The following is a 21,961-nucleotide window of genomic DNA, read 5'->3' on the forward strand; positions in this document are numbered from 1 at the left end:
ACCGAGTGTATGCCGTTCCGCCCGGATGGCAAAACCGAAGGATGGACAAAAAGACGTGAAACCTACAGCAGAGTCGATCGCTGCCTCGGTCAGAGCAGCTTCGAAGGGCCGCGGACTTCCGCCGATCCACCAGTGGAACCCCGAGCGCGAGACCGATGCCAACATGCGCATCGCCCGCGACGGCACGTGGTTTCACGAAGGCACCCCGATCAACCGGCCCGAGCTGGTGCGGCTGTTCTCGACCATCCTGCGGAAGGACGACGACGGCTATTTCCTGATCACCCCGGTCGAGAAGGCCCGGGTCGAGGTCGAGGATGCGCCCTTCGTCGCCGTGGACCTGGACGTCGAGGGCGAGGGCGAGGACCAGCGCCTGACCTTCCTGACCAATGTCGGCGACCGCGCCACCGCCGGGCCGGACCACCCGATCCGTGTCGAGCGGGACCCCGGGACCGGCGAGCCCGCGCCCTATGTCCTCGTGCGCGACAAGCTCGAAGCGCTGATCGACCGCAAGAGCTTCTACCGGCTGGTCGAGACCGGATCGGAGCAGGAGCGCGACGGCACGCGCTGGTTCGGCCTCTGGTCCGGCGGGGCCTTCTTCCCCGTCATTCCGGCCAGCGAGCTGAAGACGCGCTGACAGCGCCTTCCGCGCTTACTTTCAAAATGACAACTGACACAAGTTAGGACTGGCCGGCACGCCCTGCCGTTCCTAGGGTGACGGCGCACGGCAGGGGTCTCATGCTAAAGTTTGTTGCCAATATTTCATTTCTGTTCAAGGACCTGACGATCCCTGAACGGATCCACGCCGCGACCGCGAACGGCTTTCACGGGGTCGAGCTCCTGTTCCCCTATGACGACCCGGTTCCGCCGATCCAGCAGGCCCTCTCCGCCACCGGTCTGCCGATGGTGCTGATCAATGCGCCGCCGCCCAATTACGCCGGCGGCACCCGCGGGTTTGCCGCGATTCCGGGCGCCGAGGAGCGCTTCCGCTACGATCTCAGGCGCACGCTCCGCTACGCCCGGAGCCTGCACACCCGCTTCGTGCACGTGATGGCGGGGGCGGGGTCGGGCGACGACGCCCGCGCCGCCTTCGTCTCGAACCTGCGATACGCGGCGGCAGAGGCGCCGGACCGGACCTTCACCATCGAACCGATCAACCAGGACGACATGCCGGGCTACTTCCTGTCGGATTTCGACCTCGCGGCCGAGATCCTCGACGAGGTCGGCGCCCATAACGTCGCGCTGCAGTTCGATGTCTACCACGCGCAGAAGATCACCGGCGACGCGATGGCGGTCTGGTCCCGGCATGGCCACCGGGCCCGGCACATCCAGATCGCGGGCCTGCCGGACCGGCACGAACCGGTCGCGGGCGTCGTCGATTACCCGGCCTTCTTCCGGCACCTCGAATCGATCGGCTACGACGGCTACGTCAGCGCCGAGTACCATCCCGCGAACGGCACCGAGGCGGGGCTGGGCTGGATGCCGCGGGACTGAGCGCGGATGCTGACAGAAGGCTGTCAGCAGGGGTATGAGAGAACCACGCCATCGACCCAACAAAGGAGATGAGCGATGGCAGATCAATCCCATGTCGTCTGGACGGAAATTCCCGTGACGGACATGCAGAAAGCGATGGAGTTCTACAACCGGGTGTTCGGCTGGGCGCTGACACTCGACGAGTCGGGCCCCGACCCGATGGCCGTGTTCCCGGACGGTGGCGCCGGGGTCGGCGGGCATCTCTATCCCGGCGCGCCCGGCAAGGGGGCGGGCCCGACGATCCACCTCGGCGTGCCGGACGGTCTGGAGGCCGCGACGGAGCGGGCGCAGGCGGCCGGGGCCAGGGTGCTTCACGGTCCGATCGGCATCCCGCCGGGCCGCTTCACCTATATCGAGGACCCCGACGGCAATTCCATCGGCCTGTTCGAGCCGAAGGCCGCCTGATGCGCCGGGCCGACCGCCTCTTCCGGATCGTGCAGCATCTGCGCGGCGGTCGGCTCATCACCGCGGCGGAACTCGCCCGCCGGCTCGAGGTCTCGACCCGGACGGTCTATCGCGACGTGGCCGACCTGATCGGGTCGGGCGTGCCGATCGAGGGTGAGGCCGGGATCGGCTATGTCATGCGGCAGGGCTACGAGCTGCCGCCGCTGATGTTCACCAGCGACGAGATCGTGGCCCTCGTCGCCGGCGCCCGCCTGCTCCGGGCCTGGGGCGGCACCGCGATGGCCGCCGCGGCGGAGGAGGCGCTGGTGAAGATCGGCGAGGTCCTGCCCGAGGCGGCCCGCGCCCGCGCCGACCGGGTCCAGGTCCACGCCGTCGGCATGGGCCGGATGAGCCCCGAGCTGCGCGACCGGCTCGACCGGCTGGAGCGCGCCTGCAACGCCAACATCCGGCTGACGCTGGCCTATGTCGACGAGCAGGACCGGGCGACGGAGCGTCCGGTGCGGCCGCTGGCGCTGTTCTTCTGGGGCAAGGTCTGGACGCTGCTGGCGTGGTGCGAGCTGCGCGAGGACTTCCGGACCTTCCGCATCGACCGGATCCGCGGCCACGCCGAGGGCGAGCGCTTCCGCCCCGAGCGCGACAAGAGCGCCGCCGCCTTCTACGAGCGCGAACGGTGCCTCGGCCGCCTCCAGCCGCCGGGGTAGCGCGCGGTCCCGCGCTTCATCTTTCCGGAAATACTCCCGCCGGAGGCATCGCCGCTTGCGGCGACAAGGGGTTGCGCCGTCCGCTGGACGTCGCCCGGGGGGATGTCCGGACCGGGCATCGAGCCCGGTCCGGACATGGCCTCCGGCGGGGATATTTATGGCAAGAGGAAGGGGGAACCGTTCAGAGATAGCCGGTGGCGCGGAAGCTGAGCTCGGTCGACCGGCCGATGATGATGTGGTCGTGGATGGCGATGCCCAGGGCCGCGGCGGCCTGTTCGATCTCGCGGGTCATGGAGATGTCGGCGCGCGAGGGGGTGGGGTCTCCGGACGGGTGGTTGTGCACGAGGATGAGGGCGGAGGCGTTCAGCTCGAGCGCGCGCTTGACGACCTCGCGCGGGTAGACCGGGACATGGTCGACCGTGCCCTGCGCCTGCGCCTCGTCGGCGATCAGCACGTTCTTGCGGTCGAGGTAGAGGACGCGGAACTGTTCCGTCTGACGGTGGGCCATCGCGGTGTGGCAATAATCGATCAGCGCGTGCCAGGAGCCGAGGACGGGGCGGTCCAGGATCCGGGCGCGGGAGAGGCGCTGCGCCGCGGCCTCGATCAGCTTGAGTTCCGCGATCACGGCGTCGCCCACGCCCGCCACCTCGCGCAGGCGTTCCGGCGGGGCGGAGAGGACGCCGTTGAAATCGCCGAAGGTCTCGAGCAGGCGGCGGCCGAGGGGTTTCATGTCGGCGCGGGCGTTCGCGCGGAAGAGGACCATCTCGAGCAATTCGTAATCCGGCATCGCCGCCGCGCCGCCCTGCATGAAGCGGTCCCGCAGGCGCTTGCGGTGGTCGGCGATGTAGGAGGGCCGGGGCGGCGCGACCGGCGCGGCCACCCCCGCGACGAAGAGGGGAAGCGAAGCTTCGGTGAAGGCGCGCGGCTCGGTCATGACGTAGAAGGTCGCGCGAAATGGTTAGCGGGTGGTTAACGGTGGGGCGGCGGGCATGAGAAAAGCGCCTCCCGTGGGAGAGGCGCTTCGATGTTGTCCGCCGGTCGAGGTTTGGCCATCCGGGCGCGCGGTTTCCGGTTGGCCAGGACCCCCGCAGGAGGGGCAGACCCGGGCGCTCGGGCCCGAGTTCGTCCCGGGGCTCCGCCCGTGAAACCCCCGAACCGTCCACAGGACGCTTCGCCTGCGCCGCACATCCTTGTGGCTGCGTTTCGCATCCCCGGCGCTCCGCGCGCGATTTGACCGGAACGTCCACCGGACGTTCCGCCCGGGCCCGTGGGCCCGGGTTCGTCAAATCACCCCTTCATCGAGTCCCAGAAGCCCTTCACGCTCGAGAAGAAGCTCTTGCTCTCGGGGTTGTTGTCCTCGCTCAGGTCCTCGAATTCGCGCAGCAGATCCTTCTGGCGCGCGGTGAGGTTCACCGGCGTTTCCACGGCGAGTTCGATGAACATGTCGCCATGCGTCCCGCCCCTGAGCGCCGGCATCCCCTTGCCGCGCAGCCGCATCTGACGGCCGCTCTGGGACCCTTCCGGGATCTTCACGCGGCTCCGGCCGCCGTCGATCGTCGGCACCTCGATGTCGCCGCCGAGCGACGCCTTGGTCATCGAGACGGGCACGCGGCAATAGAGGTTCGTGGCCTCCCGTTCGAAGATCTTGTGCTTGGCGACCTCGATGAAGATGTAGAGATCGCCCGGAGGTCCGCCGCGCATCCCGGCCTCGCCCTCTCCGCCGAGGCGGATGCGGGTGCCCGTCTCGACCCCCGCGGGGATGTTGACCGACAGCGAGCGGTCGCGTTCGACGCGGCCCTGGCCGTGGCACTGCTTGCACGGGTTCTGGACGATCTGGCCCAGGCCCGAACAGGTCGGGCAGGTGCGCTCCACCGTGAAGAAGCCCTGCTGCGCGCGGACCTTGCCCATCCCGGAACAGGTCGGGCAGGTGACGGGCTCGGCGCCGCCTTCGGCGCCGGTGCCGTCACAGGCCGTGCACTGCACCGAGGTCGGCACGTTGATCGTCTTCTGCAGGCCGGCATAGGCCTCTTCCAGCGTGAGACGAAGGTTGTAGCGCAGATCCGAGCCGCGGGCGGCACGGCTGCGGGCGCCGCCACTGCGGCCGCCGCCCATGAAATCGCCGAAGAGATCGTCGAACACGTCCGAGAACGCGCTGGCGAAATCGCCCTGCTGGCCGCCCCGCGGACCGCCGCGCGCCCCGCCCATGCCGCCGTCGAAGGCGGCGTGGCCAAAGCGGTCGTAGGCGGCCTTCTTGTCGCCGTCCTTCAGGACGTCATAGGCCTCGTTCACTTCCTTGAACTGGGCCTCGGCGTCCGGGTTGTCGCTGTTGCGGTCGGGATGGAGCTCCTTGGCCTTCTTGCGATAGGCCTTCTTGATCTCGTCCGCCGATGCACCCTTCGCGACGCCGAGCGTCTCGTAGTAATCGCGTTTTGCCATTCAGAGAGTCCCCCTCTCCGGGAACGTGGAAGCCGGCCCGCCGTGGGACGGGCCGGCTTCAGAGGTTCCCGCGTGCGGATTACGCACGCTTGTTGTCGTCCAGATCCTCGAAGTCGGCGTCGACGATGTCGTCATCGTCGGACTGGCCCGAATCGGCGGCCTGCGGCTCCTCGTCCGAGGTTTCCTCGGTCTGGGCCTTGTAGATCGCCTCGCCCAGCTTCATCGAGGCTTCGGTGACGTTCTGGATGCCGGACTTGATCTTGTCGGCATTGTCGCTTTCCAGCTCGTCCTTCAGCGCCGCGATCGCCAGTTCGATGGCTTCGACGGTCGAGGGGTCGACCTTGTCGGCATGCTCTTCGAGCGCCTTCTCGGTCGAATGGATCAGGCTCTCCGCCTGGTTCTTCGCCTCGACGAGGCCGCGGCGGGCCTTGTCGGCATCCGCGTTCTCCTCGGCGTCCTTGACCATCCGCTCGATGTCCTCGTCGGAGAGACCGCCCGAAGCCTGGATCGTGATCTTCTGTTCCTTGTTGGTGCCCTTGTCCTTGGCACCCACGGACACGATGCCGTTGGCATCGATGTCGAAGGTCACTTCGATCTGCGGCATGCCGCGCGGCGCCGGGGGGATGTCCTCGAGGTTGAACTGGCCGAGCATCTTGTTGTCGGCCGCCATCTCGCGTTCACCCTGGAAGACCCGGATGGTCACGGCGTTCTGGTTGTCCTCGGCGGTCGAGAAGACCTGGGACTTCTTGGTCGGGATCGTCGTGTTCCGGTCGATCAGGCGGGTGAACACGCCACCCAGCGTCTCGATGCCGAGCGACAGGGGCGTCACGTCGAGCAGGACCACGTCCTTCACGTCACCCTGCAGCACGCCGGCCTGGATCGCCGCGCCGAGTGCCACGACCTCGTCCGGGTTCACGCCCTTGTGGGGCTCCTTCCCGAAGAACTTGGTCACTTCCTCGACGACCTTGGGCATGCGGGTCATGCCGCCGACGAGGACAACCTCGTCCACGTCCGAAGTCGAGAGGCCGGCATCCTTGAGCGCGGCCTGGCAGGGCTTCAGCGAGGCCTTGATCAGGTCACCGACCAGGCTTTCCAGCTTGGCGCGGGTCAGCTTCATGACCATGTGCAGCGGCTGGCCGCCGGCGCCCATCGAGATGAAGGGCTGGTTGATCTCGGTCGACTGGGAGGAGGACAGCTCGATCTTCGCCTTTTCCGCCGCCTCTTTCAGGCGCTGGAGGGCCATCTTGTCCTTGGTCAGGTCGACGTCATGCTCTTTCTTGAACTCGTCCGCGAGGTAGTTGACGATCCGCATGTCGAAGTCCTCACCGCCGAGGAACGTGTCCCCGTTGGTGGATTTCACTTCGAACAGGCCGTCGTCGATTTCCAGGATCGTGACGTCGAAGGTGCCGCCGCCGAGGTCGTAGACCGCGATCGTGTGGCTTTCCTGCTTGTCGAGGCCATAGGCCAGCGCCGCGGCGGTCGGCTCGTTGATGATCCGCAGCACTTCGAGGCCGGCGATCTTGCCGGCGTCCTTGGTGGCCTGACGCTGGGCGTCGTTGAAGTAGGCGGGCACGGTGATGACGGCCTGCGTGACTTCCTCGCCGAGGTAGCTCTCGGCGGTTTCCTTCATCTTGCCGAGGATGAAGGCGGAGATCTGCGACGGCGAGTATTTCTCGCCGCGGGATTCCACCCAGGCGTCGCCGTTGCCGCCGTTGATGACGTTGTACGGCAGGTTCTTCTTGTCCTTGGCCAGATGCTCGTCGTCGAACCGACGGCCGATCAGGCGCTTGACGCCGAAGATGGTGTTGGAGGCGTTGGTGACGGCCTGCCGCTTGGCGGACTGGCCGACGAGCCGCTCTTCTTCCGTGAAGGCGACGATGGAGGGCGTGGTGCGTGCCCCTTCGGAGTTCTCGATGACCTTGGGTTGCGAGCCATCCATGATGGCGACGCAGGAGTTGGTTGTCCCGAGGTCGATACCGATCACTTTCGACATGTTTTCAATCCCTTTTCAATTCAGGCGATGGACGGGGACGGACCCGTAACGGCATCCGCACCCGAAGTGATGCGGCAGCCAGAGCCTTGGGCCTTGTGCGGGCCTTCATGCCCTGTCCGCCACGCTTCCGGGCGTATATAAGTAGGGGTCTGAGGGCCTGCAAGCGGGACAGGCCGGGCAAAAGCCGCGAATTGGTGATTTTCCGCGACGGCGGGGGCGCGGTGTCGGAAGGGCAGGCGATGCAGACGAGACTGGCGATCCGGGGCGTGGAGGTGCTGAAGGGCTATCTGGGGCCCGAGGCGCAGGCGGCGATGGTGGCCGACATCCGCGGCGTGGCCGCGGCGGCGCCGCTCTTTTCGCCCGAGACGCGGTTCGGAAAGAAGATGTCGGTGGCGATGACCTCGGCCGGGAAATACGGCTGGTACACGGACCGGCGCGGCTATCGGTACGAACCGCGCCATCCCTCGGGCGTCGCATGGCCGCCGATCCCGGAAACGGTGCTGTCGGTCTGGCGCGATCTGGTGAGCGCCGAGCGGATGCCGGATTGCTGCCTCGTGAACTTCTACCGCGAGGGCGCGAAGATGGGCCTGCACCAGGACCGGGACGAGGCCGATTTCTCGTGGCCGGTGCTGTCGATCTCGCTGGGCGACACGGCCCGGTTCCGGATCGGCGCGGTGGACCGCGGCGGGAGCACCGAGTCGGTCTGGCTCGAGTCGGGGGATGTCTGCGTGATGGGCGGCGAGGCCCGGCTGGTGCATCACGGCATCGACAAGGTGCGCTTCGGGTCGTCGACGCTGCTGAGCGACGGCGGGCGGATCAACCTGACCCTGCGCGTGGTGGATTGAGGCGGCGGGGAGGGGTGAACCCCGCCCTGCGAAGGTCGGGGATCGCCGTGCAATCCGGGCCCGGGGCTCTTCCATATCGTGCCGTCATCCCCGCGCTTGACCCGAAAACGCCCCGGGGCCCGAGGTCATCCGGACAGGCCGGAATACGACGGAGAAGGCGGCAGCCTGTTGCTCAACCAGCCCGGTCGACCCCGCCCCCGGAGCAAGCCCTGCCCGCGCACCGGCGGGCGAGGCCCGCTCACCGCAGGATCGCCACGGGTCGGCACCAGCCCGCGCTCGCGCCCTTGATCTTGACCGGGAAGCACTGGACCTCGAACCCGGTGGCCGGCAGGCTTTCGAGATTGGCGAGCTTCTCCATGTGGCAATAGCCCTTCACCATGCCGGCGCGGTGGCCTTCCCAGATCAGCCCGGCATCGCCGGTCTCGGCCACCTTCTTCGCGGTGTGCACGAAGGGCGCGTCCCAGCTCCAGGCGTCGGTGCCGCAGACGCGCATGCCGCGCTCGGTCATCCAGAGGGTGGCCTCCCGCCCGATCCCGCAGCCCGTGGCCACGTATTCGGGCGTGCCATAGGCGGCGCCCGCGGCGGTGTTCACCAGCACGATGTCGCCGGGTGCGAGCTGGTGCCCGATGCGGGCGAATTCCGCCTCGACCTCTCCGGCGCCGACGACGTGGCCGTCGGGGACCTCGCGGAAGTCGAGCTTCACGCCCCGCCCGATGCACCATTCCAGCGGCACCTCGTCGATGGTGATCGCGCGTTCCCCGCCGTCCATCGTGGAATGGTAATGGTAGGGCGCATCCAGATGCGTGCCGTTGTGGGTCGAGAGCTGCACCTGCTCGACCGCCCAGCCCTCGCCGCCGGGCAGGTCCTCCGGCGCCACGCCGGGGAAGAAGCCGAGGATCTGCGCGGCCGTTTCCCGGTGGCCGAGATAGGTGATCGTCGGATGCAGCCCCGGCGGGTCGGCGTAGGGCGTGTTCTCGAGCGGCCGCGCCAGGTCGATCAGTTTCATGAATGTCTCCTCCTGTTGCGCGCACACTAGGCGCAGCAGATGCGCGTCGGCAACGCTTGCCGTTCACCCGACGCCACCGTAGCGTCCGGCGCATGGGTCCCGATGCCGTTCTCGACAGCGCCTATTCCTGGCGCCGCCTCGCCCTCTCGCTCGCCATCGCGGTGATCGGGAACGCCGGGATGTGGGCGTCGATCCTCGTGTTGCCCGACATGCAGGAAGAGTTCGGGCTGGCCCGTTCCGACGCCTCGCTGCCCTACACGTTCACGATGTTCGGCTATGCCTTCGGAAACCTGCTGATCGGCCGGATCGTGGACCGGTTCGGCGTGACCGTCGCGCTCTCGGCCGCGGCGCTGACCATCGCTGCGGGTTTCAGCCTCGCCGCCTCGACGGGCAGCTTCTGGCTGGTCTGCCTGCTGCAGCTGGTCATCGGCCTGGGCACCGCGGCCAGCTTCGGGCCGCTGGTGGCGGACGTGTCGCTCTGGTTCCTGAAGCGGCGGGGGATCGCGGTCGGGATCGCGGCGTCGGGGAATTACCTCTCCGGCGCGATCTGGCCGGTGCTTCTGGCGGGCGTGCTGGCCGAGGGCGGCTGGCGCGCGGCCTATCTCGCCCTCGCGGCCATATCGCTCGCGGGGATGATCCCGCTGGCGCTCTTTCTGCGCCGCCGCCTGCCGCTCGAGGCGGTGGCGATCTCGGACGCCGCCTCGGCCGCGCGGGCACGTGCGACGGGCATCCCGCCGCTGACGCTGATGCTGATGCTCGGCCTTGCGGGGGTCGCCTGCTGCGTGGCGATGTCGATGCCGCAAGTGCATATCGTCTCGCTCTGCATCGATCTCGGCTACGGGCCGGCGGCGGGCGGGCAGATGCTGTCGCTCATGCTCGTCGGCGGCGTCGCCTCGCGCATCGCCTCGGGCTTCATCGCGGACCGGCTGGGCGGCGTCCGGACGCTGCTGATCGGCTCGGTCCTGCAGGGGCTCGCGCTGCTGCTCTATCTGCCGTCGGACGCGCTGACCTCGCTCTACGTCGTCTCGCTGGTCTTCGGGCTGAGCCAGGGCGGCATCGTGCCCTCCTACGCGGTCATCGTGCGGGAATACATGCCCGCGCGCGAGGCAGGGAGCCGGACCGGCTTCGTCATCATGGGCACGATCCTCGGCATGGCGCTCGGCGGCTGGATGTCGGGCTGGATCTACGACGTGACCGGCAGCTACCACTGGGCCTTCCTGAACGGCATCGCCTGGAACGTGCTCAACATCGCGATCATGGTGACGGTGCTGCTGCGCGGCCGCCCCCGGGCCGTGCCCGCCTGACCCGTCCACTGCAGCGACAGGGTCGGTCCGGCTAGACCGGCAGGTCCCGGTTCTCGGCGATCGCCTCCATCGTGATGCTCGAGGTGACGCTGTCGAGCTCCACGCTGTCGATCAGGCGACGATAGATGCGGTCGAAATCGTTCATGTCCTGGGCCACGATCTTCAGCAGGTAATCGTAATCGCCGGCGATCCGGTAGAAGTCGATCACGTTGGGGATCGAGGTCACGTGGCTGCGGAACTGCCTCAGCCAGTCGGTGCTGTGGTGCCGGGTCCGGACCATGACGATCACCGTCAGGCTGAACCCCACGTCGCGCGGGTCGAGCCGGAGCGTCTGTTCCGTCAGCCCGGCCTCCTTCAGGCGGGTGAGCCGGCGCCAGCATGCGTTCTGCGACAGGCCGACCCGATCGGCCAGCTCGCGCTGCGAGAGCGAGGCGTCCGACTGCAGCTGACGCAGGATGCGCCGATCAATCTCATCGAGTTTTTCCATTCGAGCGATCATATGACACAATTCGAAAGGCTGCGAGGGGTAAATCAGGTGAACACCTCTCGCCGGGGCCGGGCTAGATTGGCGCCACCCTCGCCAGCAAAGGACCCGCTCAGATGACCACGCCCGACACCCGTTTCGCAGAGTTCCGCAGTAGCCTCGGCACCCCCGCCGAGATCGCGCAGGGGCTAATCGGCGACGGGATGACCTTCGAGGGTCCGCTCGGGCCGCGCCAGCTGATCTATGCGGATTACACCGCCTCGGGGCGGGCGCTGCGGCAGGTCGAGATGTTCATGATGGAGCAGGTCCTGCCGACCTACGGCAACACCCACACCACCGCGTCGCATTGCGGCGCGACGACCACGGGACTGCGCGAGGCCGCGCGCCGCGTGGTCGCGCGCCACGTGAACGCCGGCCCGGATCACGCGGTGATCTTCGGCGGGGGCGGGGCCACGGCGGGGATCAACCGGCTGCCGCATCTCTTCGGGATTCGCGGCGCGGCGGAGGCGCTGGTCCTGATCGGCCCCTACGAGCACCATTCCAACATCCTGCCCTGGCGCGAGTCCGGCGCCGAGGTGCGGATGATCCCGGAGGCGCCCGGGGGCGGGCCGGACATGGAGGTTCTTGCCGCGACGCTTCGGGCCGCCGAAGGCCGCCCCGTGGTGGGCGCCTTCTCGGCCGCCTCGAACCTGACGGGCGTGCTGACCGACGTGCGCGCCGTGACGCGGCTGCTGAAGTCGCATGGCGCGCGCTCGGTCTGGGATTACGCCTGCGGCGGCCCCTACCTCGACATCGACATGGCGCCCGGCACGGATCACGAGATCGACGCGGTGGTCTTCTCGGCGCACAAGTTCGCGGGCGGTCCGGGCGCATCCGGCGTGCTGGTCCTGAACCGCAAGGCCGTCGCCGCGACCACGCCCAGCCTGCCGGGCGGCGGCACGGTGCGCTTCGTCTCGCCGTGGCACCACGATTACGTCGCCGATGTCGTGGCGCGCGAGGAGGCCGGCACGCCGAACGTGCTGGCCGACATCCGCGCCGCGCTGGCCGTGCTGGTGAAGGAGGCGATCGGCACCGGCTACATGGCGCGCCGTCATGCCGCCTTCCGCGCCGCCGCGCGGGCCCGCTGGGACCGGCACCCCGCGCTGCGCCTCTTCGGGCCCGAGACGCCGGACCAGCTGCCGATCTTCGCGCTCGGCCTCGACGGGGTGCCCGCGCAGCAGTTCACCCGCCTGCTGAGCGATCATTTCGGGGTCCAGACCCGGTCGGGCTGCGCCTGCGCCGGGCCCTACGGCCACATCCTGATGGAGATCGGCGAGACGCGCTCGGCCGAGATGCGCCGCGCGATCCTTCAGGGCGACGAGAGCGCCAAGCCCGGGTTCACGCGGCTCAACTTCTCGGCCCTGCTGACCGAGGCGAAGGCCGAGGCGATCCTCGATGCCGTCGACCGGATCGCCGCCGCGCCCGCGCTCTACGTCGAACCGGTCAGGCGTTCGGCCTGACCCGGCGCCGCCCGAATTCGCCGGCCAGGGGGAACAGCACGAGCATCCCGATCAGCGAGGCCGTCACGATAAAGGTCAGGACGTCGATCCCGAAGTTCTGGCCCGCGACGACCACCGCCGCCGAGATGTTCCGCTGCGCCGTTGCCAGCGCCATGACGGGTCCGCCCAGCAGGTATCCGACCGCCGCCACGACAACGTAGAACAGCAGCGCCGCGATCAGCCCGTGCGAGCCCACGAGCCCGATCATGTCGCGGAAGTTCATCACGATCAGCAGCCCGACCAGGACGATGAGCGCGACGTTGGCCGCCTGGGCGCAGACCGCCTGCACCGGCTCCACCGCCGCGCCATAGCGGGCGCGGGCGGCGAGTGCGAGGGCCAGCGGCAGCAGCATCATCAGGATCAGCGACCGGGCAATGGCCCAGCTGTCCACGACCACGCCGGTCAGCAGCCATGGCAGAAGCAGCGGCAGGATCACCACCGTGGCGGCCATCAGGAGCACCATCAGGCCGACGCCGGTGGCGACATCGTCCTTCGCCGCCTGCACGAGCTTCGGCAGGAAGGGCGCGCCGGCTGCCGCCGCGATCACGATCAGCCCGGTGGCAAGCGCGCCGTCCAGCCCGGTCAGAAGCACGATGCCCCAGCCCGCCAGCGGGGCCACGACGAAGCTGGCGGCCAGCGCCAGCACGACAGTCCGCAGGTTGGCCAGCGGGGCGGTGATCTCGGCGGGCGTAAGGCTCAGCCCCATGCTCACCATGCTGCCGGTGACGAAGACGAGGGTCATGAGGTTGGCGATGGTCTCGATCACGATGCGGTCCCTCCTGCAGGGGCCGGCGCCCGCGCCGTTGCACGTTCCAGCCGGTTCCGCGCCGCTCCGACCGCCTCGTTCATCGAGGCGCCCAGCTGGGGACGCTGCCAGAATATGTTGTCGGTGCCGAGCAGCTCGACCATCCCGGTGCGTTCGAGCTGGCGGAAGAGCCGCGGGTCCACGCCCGCCAGCATCAGCCGCCCGCCGTTGCGCTGGAGTCCGTCGGCATAGCGCTTGAGCACCCGGATCACCGTGCTCCCGAGGTCGTCGACATCGTGCATCGTGAGGATCACGCAGGCGCCCTCCGCCTCTCCGATCCGCGGCAGCTGATCCTCGAGCATCTGCGCCGAGGCGAAGAACAGCGGCCCCCGCACCCGCAGCAGCACGATGGCGGAAGGATCGAGGCTGCGCCGGGCCGGGCCTTCGACAGGGAAGCCGCCCTCGACCAGCTCGATCTCGCGCAGCTCGATCCGGTTGGACATCTGGAGGATCTGCAGCAGGAACGAGAGCGCGACGCCGAACAGGATCGCGTATTGCAACGGCAGCAGCAGGGCGGCGAGGAAGGTGGCGATCATCGCGGCCGCCGCCGCGTGGCCGGTCTTCCAGATCGAGCGCGCGGTCTCGACCGGGATCGTCTGCAGCCCCACGACGAAGAGCAGCCCGCCGAGCGCGGCCATCGGAACGAGCTCGACGAGGTCCACGAGCAGGAATACGATGACGATCACGAAGAGCCCGCCGAAGATGTTGGCCCAGCGGGTCCGGGCGCCCGCCTGCACAGTCACCGCCGTGCCGGACATCGACCCGCCCGAGGGGATCGCACCGAAGGGCGCGGCGGCGAGGTTCGCCAGCCCCTGGCCGACGAAATCGCGCGAGGTGTCGGGAAACTGCCCATCGGGGTTGGGATAGCTCTGCCCGACGCCCGCGCCCTGGATCAGCCCGATCAGCGCGATCCCGAAGGCGGGCACCAGGAGCAGCGGCAGCATCAGCAGGTCCGGCAGCATCGGCCGCGGCAGGCTGCGCGGAATGTCCGCGATGTCCCGCACGAGCCGGGCATCGTCGCCGTGCGGAAACAGCGCGAAGAGCTGACCCAGCAGCGTGACGCCCGCAAGCGCGAGGATCAGCGCGAAGGGCCGGTATTTCGTCATCTGGAACGCGAATATCGCGGCAATGGTCGAGAGCCCGAGGATCAGCGTCTCGGGGTCGATCTCGGTCCAGTGGAGCAGCGTGTCCGCGACGACCAGCAGCTTGATGCTCTGGTCGCTCTCGTAGCCGGTGAGATCCGGGACCGCGCCCAGCATGATCAGCACGGCGATGCCCGAGATGAAGCCCGTCATCACCGCATGCGAGATGAAGCGCACGAGTTGGCCCATCCTCAGCAGCCCGAAGGCCAGCTGGATCGCCCCCACCATCAGCACCAGCGCGATGAGGGCCTTCACCTTCTGCTCGCCCTCGAACCGCGCCAGCGCCTCGCCGGCGGCGACCGACAGGGCGCCGGTGGTCGAGACGTTCATGTAGACGGAGCCGGTGAAGATCGCGCCGACAGGCATCGCCACCATCAGCGCGTAGAGACCGGCCACCGGGTTGACGGCGGCCAGCACCGCGTTCGCCATGCCCTGCGGCACGTTCACGACGGCGAAGGTCGCGCCGGCGACGAGGTCGGGGACCAGCGTCCTCGGGTCGGCCTTCAGCCTGGACAGGATCGACATCCCGCGCGGTCCTTCACCAACGGGCGGTTCCCGGTCCTGCGGTCGCCGCGCCAGCCCCGTGCAAGACGTAGCACGCGGGTGACGCAAGGTGAACTGCCCGGCGCGTCAGCCGCCGAGATGCGTCTCGCCGCGGGCGGCGGCCAGGGCGATCTGCTTCTGGCGCTCGCGGAACCGGGCCTTGTCGGCGTCGGTGGTCTCTTCGATGCACTGGTGGCAGGAGACGCCCTGCTCGAACTCGGGCCGGGCGCGGTCTTCGGGCAGGATCGGCCGGCGGCAGGCATGGCAGAGGTCGTGCGGGCCTTCCTTCAGCCCGTGCCCGACGCTGACCCGGCCGTCGAAGACGAAGCATTCGCCCCGCCAGAGGCTCTCGTCCTCGGGCACCTCCTCGAGGTATTTCAGGATGCCGCCCTTCAGGTGATAGACCTCGTCCACGCCCTGGCCGATCAGCCAGTTGGTGGATTTCTCGCAGCGGATGCCGCCGGTGCAGAACATCGCGATCCGCTTGTTGTGGAAGCGGTCGCGGTTCTCTTCCCACCATTTCGGGAAATCGCGGAAGCTTGCCGTCTGCGGATCGACCGCGCCCTCGAAGGTGCCGATGGCGACCTCGTAATCGTTGCGCGTGTCGATCACCGCAACGTCGGGCGCCGAGATCAGCGCGTTCCACTCGGCGGGCTCGACGTAATGCCCGACGCGGGCCAGCGGATCGACGTCCGGCTGGCCCATGGTGACGATCTCCTTCTTGAGCCGCACCTTCATCCGGCCGAAGGGCATCCGTTCCGCGGTGCTTTCCTTCCACTCGAGGGTCTCGCAGCCCGGCAGGGACCGGACATGGGCGAGCACGGCATCGATGCCCGCGCGGCGGCCCGCGATGGTGCCGTTGATCCCCTCGCCGGCGATCAGCAGGGAGCCGCGGACGCCCTGCGCGTCGCAGATCTGCCTGAGCGCCGGGCGCAGGGCGTCCGGGTCGGGGAAGCGGGTGAAATGATAGAGCGCGGCCACGATGAACATGCGCGCGAGATAATCCCGACCGATCCGGCAGGCAAGCATCCCGAATGTCGCGGCGCGCCGGCCCGATCGCGTCCGCGCGAGCACAGTGGCCGAGCACCCGCCCGGGGGTTGAGCAAATGCGTCACAAAGGCTTTGCAATACCCGCCGGTTCGGGAGAAGGGTGGGGCGTCTGCCGTTACGTTACCCGCCTGCCGGCACGGGACCGCGGCGCAGAGCATCAGAAGGCAAGCCCATGCAGTTTCTCGACACCATCTTCACCGTCATCAACGACCTGACATGGGGCTTCGCCCTCGTGCCGTTCCTCGTCGTTCTGGGGGTCTTCTTCACCCTCGCCTCGGGCTTCGTCCAGTTCCGCTTCTTCGGCCGGATGTTCCGCGTCCTCTTCCGGGAGGGCAGCGGCGACCCGACCAAGATCTCGGCCCGCGAGGCGCTGCTGGTCTCGGTCGGCGGGCGGGTCGGCGGCGGCAACATCGCGGGCGTCGCGGTCGCGATCACGGCGGGCGGGCCGGGGGCCGTGTTCTGGATGTGGGCCATCGCGCTGATCGGCATGTGTTCGGCGCTGGTCGAATCCACGCTGGCGCAGGCCTACAAGCGGACCGAGGCCGACGGCTCCTATCGCGGCGGACCGGCGCGGGCGATCATCCACGGGCTGGGCGAGAACTACCGCTGGCTGGCCGTGGTCTATTCGATCTGCCTGATCGCCTCCTTCGCCATCGGCTTCAACGCCTTCCAGGGCAACACGGTGGCCGGCGCGGTGGAGGACAGCTTCGGCATCGACCGGCTCTGGACCGGCATCTTCCTCGCGGTGGCCACGGGCTTCATCGTCTACGGCGGGATCAAGCGGATCGCGCGGGTCGCGGATATCATCATTCCGATCATGGCGTTCGGTTACCTCGCCATGGCGCTCCTCGTCATCGTGCTGAACATCGCGGAGCTTCCGGCTGTGATCACCGACATCTTCGCCAATGCCTTCGGCTTCCGCGAGGCGGTGGCCGGTGGGGTCGGCGCCGCGATCTCGAACGGTCTGAGGCGCGGGCTCTTCTCGAACGAGGCGGGGCTCGGCTCCGCGCCCAACGTGGCGGCGACCGCCTATGTCCGGCACCCGGTGAGCCAGGGCATCACCCAGAGCTTCTCGGTCTTCATCGACACGATGGTGATCTGCTCCTGCACCGCCTTCGTGATCCTGCTGGGCGATGTCTACCAGCCCGGCGCCGAAGGGATCGACGGCGTGGCCCTGACGCAGCAGAGCCTCGTGAGCCATGTCGGGGAATGGGCGCAGTACTTCCTGACGGCGGCCGTGTTCCTCTTCGCCTTCTCCTCGATCATGTACAATTACTACCTCGGGGAGAACGCGCTGACCTTCATGACATCGCGAAGCGTCGCCCTGCATGTGCTGCGGATCGCGATCATGGGGATCGTGCTTCTGGGGGCCACGGCGCCCGGAGCCACGGCGGTCTTCTCCTTCTCGGACCCGCTGATGGGCGTGCTGGCACTGGTGAACCTGCTGGCCATCGCAATGATGTTCCCGATCGCGATGCGGCTGATCCGGGATTTCCGCGACCAGGTGAACGCGGGTGTCGCCCGGCCGGTCTTCGACCCGGCCAGGTTCCCCGACCTCGACACCGATCCGACCGCCTGGCCCGACAGTCCGCCGCAGCGCAAGGGCCGCACCGCGCGCTGATCCGGCGACAGCCAACGACCGGGGCGGGGACCTTCCTCCGCCCCGGCGCCTGATTGAACTCCGCGCCCCGGGCCTGCTACCCTGCCGCCGTCCAAGCGGAGGCATCCATGACCAAGGCCCTGATCGTCATCGACATCCAGAACGACTTCTGCCCGGGCGGCGCGCTCGCCGTGGCCGGCGGGGACGAGATCGTGCCGGGGGTGAACGCGCTCATGGCCGAGTATCCCGCGGTGATCCTGACGCAGGACTGGCATCCGGCGGGGCATTCCTCCTTCGCCTCCGCGCATCCGGGGGCCGCGCCCTTCTCGACCACGGAGATGCCCTATGGCACGCAGGTGCTCTGGCCCGATCACTGCGTGCAGGGCAGCCCCGGCGCCGCCTTCCACGCGGCGCTCGACACCGACCGGGCGGACCTGATCATCCGCAAGGGGTTCAACCCGGCGATCGACAGCTACTCGGCCTTCTTCGAGAACGACCAGACCACGCCCACGGGGCTCGAGGGCTATCTCCGCACCCGGGGGATCACCGAGCTGACCATGGTCGGCCTCGCCACCGATTTCTGCGTGAACTTCTCGGCCACCGATGCGGCCCGGCTGGGGTTCTCCGTCACCGTCCGGCAGGACCTCTGCCGCGGCATCGACATGGAGGGCTCGCTGGACGCCGCGCTCGCGGGCCTGCGCGAGGCCGGAGTCGCCATCGCCTGACCGGCTGTCAGCCCTGGGAGGCGAGCTTCGGCTGTGCCGACCCGGCCCAGGCCGGCCAGTCGAGTATCTTGCACCGCTCACGCGCCGCGAAAGGGCGCGCCGCCTCCGTCTGGTCGAGGAAGTCGGCCAGCGAGAAGGCGGAGCCCGCAGCCGTCCGGATTTCCGCGCGCCGGGTCGGGATCAGGTCGTGCAGACGACGGATCACCTCGCGCCGGGCGGCGGCGTGATCGCGGGCGTAGGTGCCCTCCGGCAGGTCCATCCGGCTGACCCCGAGGCTGAATCCGGCCTGCTGGAAGACCTCGCGCAGGTCCGGATCGGCCGCCCGCAGCGCCGCGGCGGCCCGCGGGTCGCGGAAAAGGGCGACCTTCTCGTCCAGCCGCGGATCGAAGACGCCGCGCGACAGGAATTCGTCGAGCTCCTCGCGGGATACAACGGGCATCATGTCGAAATCGTACCGGATCGCGTCGGGCAAAAGGGGCTCCAAAGCCAGGTGAACAGGGGTCACGGCTAGGGTCGAAAAGCGACGGAAAGGTGGCGCGGATGGGCCGCGAAGGTGGCCCGCTCCTCGCCCGCGCGTGCCCTCGGCGGAACCCCGCCGACGCCCCGTGCCTTGCCAAGACCCTGAATCCCCTGCTTTAACGGCCCCGCGAAAGAGGAGAGCGCCCGATGGCCGATATCGCCACACGTGTCTGGAACCACCGCTGGAAGATCGACCCGATCGTCCGCTCCCTCATCGACACGGATTTCTACAAGCTGCTGATGTGCCAGTCGGTCTTCCGCAACAAGCGGGACACCCATGTCACCTTCTCGCTGATCAACCGGACGAAGTCGGTCCCGCTGGCCGATCTGATCGACGAGGGCGAGCTGCGCGAACAGCTCGACCATGTCCGCTCCCTCTCGCTCACCCGGGGCGAGAGCACCTGGCTGCGCGGCAACACCTTCTACGGCAAGCGCCAGATGTTCCGCCCGGACTTCATGGAATGGTTCGAGACCCTGCGCCTGCCGCCCTACCACCTGGAGCGGAAGGGCGACCAGTACGAGCTGACCTTCGAGGGCGCCTGGCCCGAGGTCATGCTCTGGGAGATCCCGGCGCTCGCCATCCTGATGGAGCTGCGCGGCCGCGCCATCCTCGACCGGATGAAGCGCTTCGAGCTCGAGATCCTCTACGCCCGCGCCATGACCAAGCTCTGGGAGAAGATCGAACGCCTGCGCCCGCTGGAGAACCTCCGCATCGCCGATTTCGGCACCCGCCGGCGGCACAGCTTCCTCTGGCAGGACTGGTGCGTGCAGGCGATGGTCGAGGGGCTCGGCCCCCGCTTCACCGGCACCTCGAACTGCCTGATCGCCATGCGCCGCGATCTCGAGGCCGTGGGCACCAACGCCCATGAGCTGCCGATGGTCTATTCCGCGCTGGCCGAGGACGACGCCGCGCTCGCCCGCGCCCCCTACGACGTGCTGGCCGACTGGCACGAGGAGCATGACGGCAACCTGCGCATCATCCTGCCCGACACCTACGGCACCAGGGGCTTCCTCGACCGCGCGCCCGACTGGCTGGCGGGCTGGACCGGCATCCGCATCGACAGCGGAGACCCCGCCACCGGCGCCGAGACCGCCATCGACTGGTGGCGCTCCCGCGGGGAGGACCCCTCGACCAAGCTGATCATCTTCTCCGACGGTCTGGACGTGGAGAAGATCGAGGAGCTCCACCGCCAGTTCTCCGGCCGCGTCCGGGTGTCCTTCGGCTGGGGGACGCTGCTGACGAACGATTTCCGCGGGCTGGTCCCGGACGACGCGCTGGCGCCGTTTTCGCTGGTGTGCAAGGCCGTGGCGGCGGACGGGAAGCCGACGGTGAAGCTCTCGGACAACCCGGAGAAGGCCATGGGGCCGGAGGCGGAAGTGGCGCGCTACAAGCGGGTGTTCGGGGTTGGGGAGCAGGAGCGGATGGAGGTTGTGGTTTAGGTCAACCCTTGACCGCAACTCCTCTAAGAAGTCGGTTCAGCGTCGATTCGCCTGTACTACCAGGCGGAAATTTTTCCGTGTTAAAATCTTCATCTTCCAGTGGGACTTTTGCCATGAATCTGGATGCGAATTCACTTGATACGGGTTTGTCAGGATCACCTTGGAGCTCATTTACATATTCATATGCCCGCATGAAGGCGCGAAACCCATTGGTGCGATTCAGCATATTTCCGCGATCTTCAGTTGCCCAAGCGACGGGCCATCTATCGCGTATCGCCGCAAAGTAGTCAAAAATCGCTTGCACAATCTCTATATCCCGATCTTCTAGAAACAGATTCCTGAAAGGTAGTCTGATTTTCTCCTCTCCCAAAGCTTTTCTAGGTGATTTTCCCCGCAATATCGTGTCACGATCAATGCGTGGGTCGTCTGTAATGTAGCGCATCACAGCCTCGACGAAGGTAGCTTGCGACAATGGCTCAAAGTCTCTTCCAAGCGTGGCCACCCCAAGGCGTTTTATTCTTTCAAAGAATGGACTTTTTTTGTCTCTGTCTAAAACAACTGCAACGTTGTGCGCGGTCTTCTGAGGGCTTCTATGGCTCGACAGTGAGTATAGGTCATAGGCTAAGCTCTTGTTGACCTTTTGTTGCTCAAGGTTGACCGTAGCAAAAATTTGAGCCTGATCGGCGATATCGGCACCAACAAAAATTGTCACGGGTACGTCAAAGGCTGCCCCCCGAAACGTCTCCAATCCTGCGATGCGGTGCTGCCCGTCAAGTACCCTGGCTATGTTACTAATCAGTATGCTCGGATTGTCTTCGTTCCTGGCTACATTAGAAATTGTAAGGGTCTTGTTATTGATATCATAATCGGCATAGCTTTCGTCAACGGCTAGAATGACCGCGGTAGGGAATGTCGCGTCGAAGAAGTTCACGTAGTCGTAAAGTTTTTCAACTCTGTTCTTCGAAAGTGGTCGTTGTATGCCCAGATACCGCTCGACATCGCGTTCCTCTTGCAGGACCCGGCGAACATCAAAGTACGTGATCTTTCGCAAAACGTCGTGAGGAATCGATGCGAAAAAGAGGTCACCAATAGGCTGAACTGCCCGAAGGCAATCGAGGGTGATATGAATTGGGTCGGGATCCACAAGGCTTAGCTGTTCAGTCATCTCGGTTCTCCCAATCTTCGATGAGGCGTCGAGTATCCTTTCCGAAACGGTTGGGAGTGTTTTCAAGGTTAATGCGGTACACCGTTGCGCAAAACAAACATGAAAGTGAAAAAATGTAAATAATCGCTGATGTCCAGAACAGATTCTTAGTGCTGGGGTCGTCGAGACTTGTGCCAGAGACGTCCGCATCGGTTCTGATTGTTCCGTAGAGGAAAGCGGAAAAAATGCAAATTAGAATCGAAGAAACAAGAAATGAATATCCTGACGGAAACTGTATAGTCAGCCGTCTTGGGAAGCCGTCATTGTTCCCTTCGGGACCCTCAAACTCCCCATATTTTTTCGTTATCAAGAAGATCAGCGGGCCGACGATTGCGGCGGAATATAGGAAGAGTTCACCGCTGCTTACGAATGAGAGCATGTTACTTAGCAAGGGATCATCATAGATAACTTTAGCTGCAATCGGATAGAACCAGAGTGGGAAGATAGAGAATATGGTAGTCGTCGCAAGCTCAGCCATGCCCTCGCGGATTGACGCACCAGAAGAGGCTGCTAACGGGCCATATATCGGGATCTTGCTAAACATACGTGAAAGGGCATTCCGAAAAAGGTCTACATAGTATTGCATTTTTATCGTTTTGGTGTCGCGCTCATTTTCTTCACGCCACGTTAGTCGAATCTGAAAATTTTACAAATATTTCTTCCCTCCCCCTACCTCTCTCACCCTCGCTTC

21 protein-coding genes are annotated in these 21,961 nt (G+C 66.8%); 10 read left to right on the plus strand and 11 right to left on the minus strand.

Annotated elements, in window-relative coordinates:
* The first annotated feature begins 25 nt into the window (after positions 1 to 25).
* The 4 genes from Q344_RS0113100 (at position 26) to Q344_RS0113115 (ending at position 2,636) form a co-directional block, all read left to right on the plus strand.
* The gene (locus Q344_RS0113100) at positions 26 to 634 is read left to right on the plus strand and encodes a DUF1285 domain-containing protein (protein WP_036539202.1); all 609 of its coding nucleotides are present in this window, start codon (positions 26 to 28) and stop codon (positions 632 to 634) included.
* A gap of 101 nt (positions 635 to 735) precedes the next feature.
* Positions 736 to 1,491 carry a hydroxypyruvate isomerase family protein gene (locus Q344_RS0113105; RefSeq protein WP_028287125.1) on the plus strand — a complete coding sequence of 252 codons (756 nt, stop codon included), beginning with the start codon at positions 736 to 738 and terminating at the stop codon, positions 1,489 to 1,491.
* A 75-nt stretch (positions 1,492 to 1,566) separates the two neighbouring features.
* On the plus strand, positions 1,567 to 1,935 hold the full coding sequence (locus Q344_RS0113110; protein WP_028287126.1) for a VOC family protein: 369 nt from the start codon (positions 1,567 to 1,569) through the stop codon (positions 1,933 to 1,935).
* Positions 1,935 to 2,636, plus strand: coding sequence for a helix-turn-helix transcriptional regulator (locus Q344_RS0113115; protein WP_028287127.1), 702 nt, complete (start codon positions 1,935 to 1,937; stop codon positions 2,634 to 2,636). The genes Q344_RS0113110 and Q344_RS0113115 overlap by 1 nt, the downstream gene beginning before the upstream one ends.
* 181 nt (positions 2,637 to 2,817) lie before the next feature.
* On the opposite strand, the gene radC is transcribed toward Q344_RS0113115, so the two are convergent.
* From radC to dnaK, 3 genes are all read right to left on the minus strand, one after another.
* Complete coding sequence (radC, locus tag Q344_RS0113120; RefSeq protein ID WP_028287128.1) at positions 2,818 to 3,570, minus strand: RadC family protein; 753 nt, start codon at positions 3,568 to 3,570, stop codon at positions 2,818 to 2,820.
* Positions 3,571 to 3,923: 353 nt separating this feature from the next.
* Complete coding sequence (gene dnaJ / locus Q344_RS0113125) at positions 3,924 to 5,072, minus strand: molecular chaperone DnaJ (protein ID WP_028287129.1); 1,149 nt, start codon at positions 5,070 to 5,072, stop codon at positions 3,924 to 3,926.
* 79 nt (positions 5,073 to 5,151) lie between these two features.
* On the minus strand, positions 5,152 to 7,065 hold the full coding sequence (gene dnaK / locus Q344_RS0113130) for a molecular chaperone DnaK (RefSeq protein WP_028287130.1): 1,914 nt from the start codon (positions 7,063 to 7,065) through the stop codon (positions 5,152 to 5,154).
* 239 nt (positions 7,066 to 7,304) lie between these two features.
* Between dnaK and Q344_RS0113135 the strand changes: the two genes are divergently transcribed.
* Positions 7,305 to 7,910: an alpha-ketoglutarate-dependent dioxygenase AlkB family protein gene (locus Q344_RS0113135; protein ID WP_028287131.1), complete on the plus strand. Its 606-nt coding sequence runs from the start codon at positions 7,305 to 7,307 to the stop codon at positions 7,908 to 7,910.
* Between the two features lie 238 nt (positions 7,911 to 8,148).
* Here Q344_RS0113135 and Q344_RS0113140 read toward each other — a convergent pair whose 3' ends face one another.
* The gene (locus tag Q344_RS0113140; protein ID WP_028287132.1) at positions 8,149 to 8,916 is read right to left on the minus strand and encodes a cyclase family protein; all 768 of its coding nucleotides are present in this window, start codon (positions 8,914 to 8,916) and stop codon (positions 8,149 to 8,151) included.
* Positions 8,917 to 9,008: 92 nt separating this feature from the next.
* Between Q344_RS0113140 and Q344_RS0113145 the strand changes: the two genes are divergently transcribed.
* Positions 9,009 to 10,220 carry an MFS transporter gene (locus tag Q344_RS0113145; protein WP_028287133.1) on the plus strand — a complete coding sequence of 404 codons (1,212 nt, stop codon included), beginning with the start codon at positions 9,009 to 9,011 and terminating at the stop codon, positions 10,218 to 10,220.
* A gap of 31 nt (positions 10,221 to 10,251) precedes the next feature.
* Here the strand turns inward: Q344_RS0113145 and Q344_RS0113150 are convergent, their stop codons facing one another.
* On the minus strand, positions 10,252 to 10,707 hold the full coding sequence (locus tag Q344_RS0113150) for an Lrp/AsnC family transcriptional regulator (protein ID WP_028287134.1): 456 nt from the start codon (positions 10,705 to 10,707) through the stop codon (positions 10,252 to 10,254).
* A 113-nt stretch (positions 10,708 to 10,820) separates the two neighbouring features.
* Between Q344_RS0113150 and Q344_RS23925 the strand changes: the two genes are divergently transcribed.
* A complete protein-coding gene (locus Q344_RS23925; RefSeq protein WP_051630612.1) occupies positions 10,821 to 12,203 on the plus strand; it encodes an aminotransferase class V-fold PLP-dependent enzyme in 1,383 nt (460 codons plus the stop codon).
* On the opposite strand, the gene Q344_RS0113160 is transcribed toward Q344_RS23925, so the two are convergent.
* The 3 genes from Q344_RS0113160 to trhO all read right to left on the minus strand — a co-directional run bounded on the left by Q344_RS0113160 (position 12,187) and on the right by trhO (position 15,722).
* The gene (locus Q344_RS0113160) at positions 12,187 to 13,008 is read right to left on the minus strand and encodes a hypothetical protein (RefSeq protein ID WP_211249919.1); all 822 of its coding nucleotides are present in this window, start codon (positions 13,006 to 13,008) and stop codon (positions 12,187 to 12,189) included. The two genes, Q344_RS23925 and Q344_RS0113160, sit on opposite strands and share 17 nt — an antisense overlap.
* Positions 13,005 to 14,714, minus strand: coding sequence for a SulP family inorganic anion transporter (locus Q344_RS23930; protein ID WP_051630614.1), 1,710 nt, complete (start codon positions 14,712 to 14,714; stop codon positions 13,005 to 13,007). The genes Q344_RS0113160 and Q344_RS23930 overlap by 4 nt, the downstream gene beginning before the upstream one ends.
* Before the next feature lie 105 nt (positions 14,715 to 14,819).
* On the minus strand, positions 14,820 to 15,722 hold the full coding sequence (gene trhO, locus Q344_RS0113170) for an oxygen-dependent tRNA uridine(34) hydroxylase TrhO (RefSeq protein ID WP_028287136.1): 903 nt from the start codon (positions 15,720 to 15,722) through the stop codon (positions 14,820 to 14,822).
* Between the two features lie 232 nt (positions 15,723 to 15,954).
* Here trhO and Q344_RS0113175 point away from each other — a divergent pair, with 232 nt between their 5' ends.
* Together Q344_RS0113175 and pncA are read left to right on the plus strand one after the other, a co-directional pair.
* Positions 15,955 to 17,403 carry an alanine/glycine:cation symporter family protein gene (locus Q344_RS0113175; protein WP_028287137.1) on the plus strand — a complete coding sequence of 483 codons (1,449 nt, stop codon included), beginning with the start codon at positions 15,955 to 15,957 and terminating at the stop codon, positions 17,401 to 17,403.
* A 107-nt stretch (positions 17,404 to 17,510) separates the two neighbouring features.
* The gene (gene pncA / locus Q344_RS0113180) at positions 17,511 to 18,107 is read left to right on the plus strand and encodes a bifunctional nicotinamidase/pyrazinamidase (protein ID WP_028287138.1); all 597 of its coding nucleotides are present in this window, start codon (positions 17,511 to 17,513) and stop codon (positions 18,105 to 18,107) included.
* A gap of 7 nt (positions 18,108 to 18,114) precedes the next feature.
* Here the strand turns inward: pncA and Q344_RS0113185 are convergent, their stop codons facing one another.
* On the minus strand, positions 18,115 to 18,579 hold the full coding sequence (locus tag Q344_RS0113185; protein ID WP_028287139.1) for a hypothetical protein: 465 nt from the start codon (positions 18,577 to 18,579) through the stop codon (positions 18,115 to 18,117).
* Between the two features lie 194 nt (positions 18,580 to 18,773).
* Here Q344_RS0113185 and pncB point away from each other — a divergent pair, with 194 nt between their 5' ends.
* Positions 18,774 to 20,066 (plus strand): nicotinate phosphoribosyltransferase, encoded by a 1,293-nt coding sequence (gene pncB, locus Q344_RS0113190; protein ID WP_028287140.1) that lies wholly within the window; start codon positions 18,774 to 18,776, stop codon positions 20,064 to 20,066.
* A gap of 1 nt (position 20,067) precedes the next feature.
* On the opposite strand, the gene Q344_RS25565 is transcribed toward pncB, so the two are convergent.
* The gene (locus Q344_RS25565) at positions 20,068 to 21,231 is read right to left on the minus strand and encodes a DGQHR domain-containing protein (protein WP_084178402.1); all 1,164 of its coding nucleotides are present in this window, start codon (positions 21,229 to 21,231) and stop codon (positions 20,068 to 20,070) included.
* The gene (locus Q344_RS26105) at positions 21,224 to 21,814 is read right to left on the minus strand and encodes a hypothetical protein (RefSeq protein ID WP_156954701.1); all 591 of its coding nucleotides are present in this window, start codon (positions 21,812 to 21,814) and stop codon (positions 21,224 to 21,226) included. Before Q344_RS26105 ends, Q344_RS25565 begins: the two co-directional genes overlap by 8 nt.
* Positions 21,815 to 21,961: the final 147 nt, after the last annotated feature.

Origin of the sequence: Pseudooceanicola nanhaiensis DSM 18065 (assembly GCF_000688295.1) — a bacterium.
Classification (GTDB): Bacteria; Pseudomonadota; Alphaproteobacteria; order Rhodobacterales; family Rhodobacteraceae; genus Pseudooceanicola; species Pseudooceanicola nanhaiensis.

Coding starts and splice junctions, on each gene's coding strand:
- Q344_RS26105 (WP_156954701.1), bottom strand. CDS start 21,814: ATGTTTAGCAAGATCCCGATATATGGCCCGTTAGCAGCCTCTTCTGGT.
- radC (WP_028287128.1), bottom strand. CDS start 3,570: ATGACCGAGCCGCGCGCCTTCACCGAAGCTTCGCTTCCCCTCTTCGTC.
- dnaK (WP_028287130.1), bottom strand. CDS start 7,065: ATGTCGAAAGTGATCGGTATCGACCTCGGGACAACCAACTCCTGCGTC.
- Q344_RS0113175 (WP_028287137.1), top strand. CDS start 15,955: ATGCAGTTTCTCGACACCATCTTCACCGTCATCAACGACCTGACATGG.
- Q344_RS0113105 (WP_028287125.1), top strand. CDS start 736: ATGCTAAAGTTTGTTGCCAATATTTCATTTCTGTTCAAGGACCTGACG.
- Q344_RS0113145 (WP_028287133.1), top strand. CDS start 9,009: ATGGGTCCCGATGCCGTTCTCGACAGCGCCTATTCCTGGCGCCGCCTC.
- Q344_RS0113100 (WP_036539202.1), top strand. CDS start 26: ATGGCAAAACCGAAGGATGGACAAAAAGACGTGAAACCTACAGCAGAG.
- Q344_RS0113140 (WP_028287132.1), bottom strand. CDS start 8,916: ATGAAACTGATCGACCTGGCGCGGCCGCTCGAGAACACGCCCTACGCC.
- dnaJ (WP_028287129.1), bottom strand. CDS start 5,072: ATGGCAAAACGCGATTACTACGAGACGCTCGGCGTCGCGAAGGGTGCA.
- pncB (WP_028287140.1), top strand. CDS start 18,774: ATGGCCGATATCGCCACACGTGTCTGGAACCACCGCTGGAAGATCGAC.
- pncA (WP_028287138.1), top strand. CDS start 17,511: ATGACCAAGGCCCTGATCGTCATCGACATCCAGAACGACTTCTGCCCG.
- trhO (WP_028287136.1), bottom strand. CDS start 15,722: ATGTTCATCGTGGCCGCGCTCTATCATTTCACCCGCTTCCCCGACCCG.
- Q344_RS23930 (WP_051630614.1), bottom strand. CDS start 14,714: ATGTCGATCCTGTCCAGGCTGAAGGCCGACCCGAGGACGCTGGTCCCC.
- Q344_RS23925 (WP_051630612.1), top strand. CDS start 10,821: ATGACCACGCCCGACACCCGTTTCGCAGAGTTCCGCAGTAGCCTCGGC.
- Q344_RS0113110 (WP_028287126.1), top strand. CDS start 1,567: ATGGCAGATCAATCCCATGTCGTCTGGACGGAAATTCCCGTGACGGAC.
- Q344_RS0113150 (WP_028287134.1), bottom strand. CDS start 10,707: ATGGAAAAACTCGATGAGATTGATCGGCGCATCCTGCGTCAGCTGCAG.
- Q344_RS0113135 (WP_028287131.1), top strand. CDS start 7,305: ATGCAGACGAGACTGGCGATCCGGGGCGTGGAGGTGCTGAAGGGCTAT.
- Q344_RS25565 (WP_084178402.1), bottom strand. CDS start 21,231: ATGACTGAACAGCTAAGCCTTGTGGATCCCGACCCAATTCATATCACC.
- Q344_RS0113115 (WP_028287127.1), top strand. CDS start 1,935: ATGCGCCGGGCCGACCGCCTCTTCCGGATCGTGCAGCATCTGCGCGGC.